This is a genomic window from Pseudomonas sp. R62 (assembly GCF_000257605.1).
Lineage (GTDB): Bacteria > Pseudomonadota > Gammaproteobacteria > Pseudomonadales > Pseudomonadaceae > Aquipseudomonas > Aquipseudomonas atacamensis.
The window spans coordinates 1,219,014-1,223,243 of record NZ_JH635999.1 but is presented as its reverse complement, the minus strand read 5'-3'; the positions used below and the strand labels follow the sequence as shown (position 1 = coordinate 1,223,243).

Here is a 4,230-nt window from a genome sequence, read left to right as displayed (position 1 = left end):
CATCGTCGCCGCGCGGGATCTGCTCGGTGCCTCGCGCAACAATGGTCTGGAGGCGGCGCAAGCCAGCTGGAACGCGGCGATTGGCGAGTATGAAGCCGTGCAGAAGAGCCTGCTGGAGCGTGCCGAGGCCAATCTCAATCTGGCGATGCTGTACCAGGCCAGCGGACGCAGTGTCGAGGTCGAACCGCTGCTGCGCAGCGCCCTGCAACGTGACCCGGATTTCTACCCGGCGCTGGTCACGCTGGCACAGTGGCTGGAAGCGAATGGTCGCGCCACCGAAGCGCAGAAGCTGTTGGATGACAGCCTCAAGCAGCATCCGGATGCGGCGCTGTTGCAGCACACGCGCGGGTTGTCGCTGATCCGTGCCGGCCAGTCCGCCGACGCCATGTCCTACTTGCGCAAAGCCGCACAACTGGAACCGGAGAATGCGCAATACGGCTATGTACTGGCGGTGGCGCTGCATGAGAGCGGCAAGGTTGATGAGGCGTGCGCGATTCTGGAAAGTTTGCTCAAGGTACAACCGGCCAACCGCAATGCGCGGCTGTCGCTGATTCAGTACTACCTCGATAGCGGCCAGGAACCGAAGGCGCAGGTGCTGTTGCAGGGCTGGAAGAAAATGAATATGGGGGATCCGGCGCTCAAGTGATCGGCTGGAGATCGGTGGCCCCTCACCCTAGCCCTCTCCCAAGGGAGAGGGGACCGATTGGGGAATATTCAAGGATTGCACCGACTTGAGCGATCGGCTTTGAATCCGTAATCGACTCGGTCTGTCACTTCGATGTATCACCCAAGACACCCCGGTCAGTCCCCTCTCCCTCCGGGAGAGGGTTAGGGTGAGGGGCTGCCAAACCAGTCCCCTCTCCCTCCGGGAGAGGGTTAGGGTGAGGGGCTTTTGATCTTGGCTTTCAGAATCGAACAATCACCACGAAGACGTCTCTCCACTGCGCAAAGCCATCTCTCGCCGGCTATTGGCGCGCATCGCCTTGATCAGCGACACCGTCCCCACCAACAAAATCGCCGCACCAAACAAAAAGTCGATGTTGTACAGCTGGAAATCTTCCACTGGCCCGATCAGCAATGTGCGCACCACCGCAATCCCCACCAGCGTCGCGAGAAAGTCGATCCCCGGTTCATCGCGGTAAAACACCAGCATCAGTGGCAGGCACAGCACCAGCAGAAGCAACAGCACCACCACCTTGAACGAGCCTTTGCGCTCGACGCTGAACGCACACTCATGCGCGCTGTAAGGCTTGTAGTCCTCGTCGCGAATCATCGAGTTTTTCTCGTTGATGTAGTCGGCGCGGTTGTACTTCTGGATCGGCGTAAAGGTGTTGGACATCTCCATCAGCGTGGTGATGCTCTTGAAACGCAGGTCGATGCGCTCGCTGCCCTTGAGGTAATACAGCACCGGTTTGTAGCCGTAGCGATAGGTGTCGAAGGGGAACGCGGCAGTCTGAGCGTGCACGCCGATTGCGCGAGGCTCAAGTTCGGCGAAGGCGCTTTTATTGGTCGATGAGAGGTTGCGGCTCAGCGGCTGCACCTTGACCTGCTCGAGGAAGATCGGCGTGACGCCGAACGACCACTGTAGCGGTTCCAGACGCAGGCGCAGTTCGTTGCGGCCCAGGTCGTAGCGGTTGAAGGTTCGTTCGGAAACCACCAGCGAGCCGCCAACCATGAATTCGCCGCGCAGGTTGTTGGTGACGCGCAAGGTCAGTTGATCCTTGCCCAGCAACGCCGCTTCCGTGGTCGGTGGCGTGCCACACCACGCGGTGCTTTCACCGACACCGCCAAGCTGGCCGTCGCGGTTTTCCTTGAATACGTAAAAGTAACTGGCCCACAGCGTCAGCAGCAAAAGCGACGCCGTGAGACCGAGGATTTTTTTGCCCGGACTCACTGATCAGACTCCCTTCTTCGGTTCCATCATCCAGCCGAAAACCCGCTGGCGACGGCGACTCTACCAAAAGGCCATCAGTGACCCAAGGGAAAATGCCGGATTGGCACCGGACCTAAGGGTTTCCCCGGTACTCGCCTCACCCCCCCAAGGAGCGAGCCTGCTCGCGATAGCGGTGTTTGATCGTTCCCACGCTCTGCGTGGGAATGCAGCCCGGGACGCTCTGCGTCCCAATCTAGGCGCGATCGCGAGGAATCAGGCTTTGCAGTTGCTGCGCCAGAAAATTCGCATCAAACGCAAACGTATCCGGATCCTTCAAACCATTGGTCTTGCGCCACTGCCACGCACCATCCGCCAGGCCAACCAGGGAAATGCTCCCATACCGGGCCGCCGTCAGCCCCATCACTGCCAGGGAAATCTGCCCGCCGCTGCCCATCACATCCGGCACAAACTCCACCGGTTTGCCGGCAATCACGATGCTCAATTTTTCCGTCTTGAACGTCGAGGTCTCCACCGGCACGCTCGGCCCGGACGCGACATACGCCTCGCGACTGACCTCCAGCAAATTCGGCGCCTTGACCGGTTCAAGCCATTGCTCGATCTGGTCGAACAGCGCGGCAATCCGTGTTGCCCATTCAGCTGATTGCGTAGTGAACAGTTGCTTCTTGTGCGCTTCGCTTTCGGCATAGTGGCGAAGCATTTCGCCCAGTTGCTGTACGTCGTTCATTGCGGTGTTCCTCGGAAAGGACCTGCGAAGGGTGATAGTGGCAGATCCCCGGCGCGGCGTACGTTTAGTTCTTGCAGATGCACAGTTGCGGGAAAGATCGGCGGTACAGTCAGTCGGTACTGGCGTCGAGTCTCGAACAGAAGGTAACTTCGGGCAGCTCTGAATGCTCGACACTGACATTTGCTTGAGGAAATCCAATGCGCACCATCGGCCTTATCGGCGGCATGAGCTGGGAGTCCAGCGCCGAATACTATCGCCTGATCAACCAACAGGTCCGCGAGCGCCTCGGCCCGTTGCGCTCGGCGCAGTTGCTGATGTACAGCGTCGACTTCGGCCCGGTCGAACAGGCCCAGCACGCCGGGCGCTGGGACGATGCAGCGGCGATTCTGGTGGATGCCGCGCGCCGGCTCGAAGCTGGCGGCGCCGATTGCGTGGTGCTGTGTACCAACACCATGCACAAGGTCGCCGAGCAGATTCAGGCCGCGATCGGCATTCCGTTCCTGCACATTGCCGAACCCGCCGCCCAAGCTGCATTGGAAATCGACGCGCGCACGGTCGGGTTGCTCGGCACCGCGTTCACCATGGAGCAGGACTTCCTCAAGCAGCGTCTGATCGCCCAAGGCCTGACCGTACTGGTGCCGGATGATGCCGAGCGCAAAGAGGTGCACCGGATCATCTACGACGAACTCTGCGTGGGCGTGATCAGCGAACAATCGCGAGAAATCTACCAACGCGTCATCGAATCCCTGACCGCCCGTGGCGCCCAGGCGATCATCCTCGGCTGCACCGAAATCGGCCTGCTGATCAAACCCGAACACAGCGCCCTGCCCCTGCTCGACACCACCGAGCTGCATGCGCAGTCGGCGGTGGCGTTCGCACTGGGCGACTGATTCAGGGTTTCGGGCTATTGCGTAGACGGGCCATGCTCAGGGTGTCGACCCACTGCCCGTCGCGCATTGAAGCGTCGAGGGGCAGATTGCATTCGCGAGCAGGCTCGCTCCCACATTTTGATCCAGCCCGGGCACAACCCCTGTGAGCACTGAAGATTCATGTGGGAGCGAGCCTGCTCGCGAAAGCGACCTCACAGCCAACACCTGCTTCCCGGCAAAAAACATCTACCGTGCTGTCGCCAACTTTTGCCTTTTAAACGCCGCTGTTTAAAAGACACCTCCAGACACGCCTTCCAAGCTACAAATTCTTGCGCCATTGCCTACAGCTACGCCAGAATCCGCCGGCTTGTGCGCTTAGGGGGCGGATTCTATTGTGGTGCGGTCGCTGAATGTTCAGTGATCGGGTTTAGCAGCCCGGGTTATCTCTAGACGCACAAGGTCTTGCCGTTATGGCGGCTTTGCGTGGGGCACTTCGGTGCGCCGGGTTCTAGAGTCCCGGTCTGCTAACCCGCGTACAGCCGCCACCTCCTTCGTTAGCAGCGAACGGTGGCAGCTTCACCACTCTAGAGGCTTCACCCATGATCAAACCAACACCCAACCCACCCGAAACCGACCCCACCTCCCCCTACGAATCCCTCGATTCAAAAAAACTCCACCAAGCCGCCGACCGCGCCCTCGACCACTACCTCTGCCCACCCGGCTCGACCCCACCGCCGTTCAGT

General features: G+C 60.1%; 3 protein-coding genes and 2 pseudogenes. 3 read left to right on the top strand and 2 right to left on the bottom strand.

Annotated features, from left to right (window positions below):
* Positions 1–646: pseudogene (locus OQK_RS31670) on the top strand (tetratricopeptide repeat protein); the annotation flags it as partial.
* A gap of 273 nt (positions 647–919) precedes the next feature.
* Here the strand turns inward: OQK_RS31670 and OQK_RS23765 are convergent.
* Both OQK_RS23765 and OQK_RS23760 read right to left on the bottom strand, forming a co-directional pair.
* Positions 920–1,894 carry a hypothetical protein gene (locus OQK_RS23765; RefSeq protein WP_016774610.1) on the bottom strand — a complete coding sequence of 325 codons (975 nt, stop codon included), beginning with the start codon at positions 1,892–1,894 and terminating at the stop codon, positions 920–922.
* A 232-nt stretch (positions 1,895–2,126) separates the two neighbouring features.
* Positions 2,127–2,618, bottom strand: a complete 492-nt coding sequence (locus OQK_RS23760; protein ID WP_016774609.1) for a hypothetical protein — start codon at positions 2,616–2,618, stop codon at positions 2,127–2,129.
* A 197-nt stretch (positions 2,619–2,815) separates the two neighbouring features.
* Between OQK_RS23760 and OQK_RS23755 the strand changes: the two genes are divergently transcribed.
* Together OQK_RS23755 and OQK_RS32110 are read left to right on the top strand one after the other, a co-directional pair.
* Entirely contained in the window at positions 2,816–3,508 is a 693-nt protein-coding gene (locus OQK_RS23755; protein WP_016774608.1) for an aspartate/glutamate racemase family protein, read from the top strand.
* A 578-nt stretch (positions 3,509–4,086) separates the two neighbouring features.
* Positions 4,087–4,230, top strand: a pseudogene (locus OQK_RS32110) (DUF6124 family protein); the annotation flags it as partial.

Coding starts and splice junctions, on each gene's coding strand:
- OQK_RS23755 (WP_016774608.1), top strand. CDS start 2,816: ATGCGCACCATCGGCCTTATCGGCGGCATGAGCTGGGAGTCCAGCGCC.
- OQK_RS23760 (WP_016774609.1), bottom strand. CDS start 2,618: ATGAACGACGTACAGCAACTGGGCGAAATGCTTCGCCACTATGCCGAA.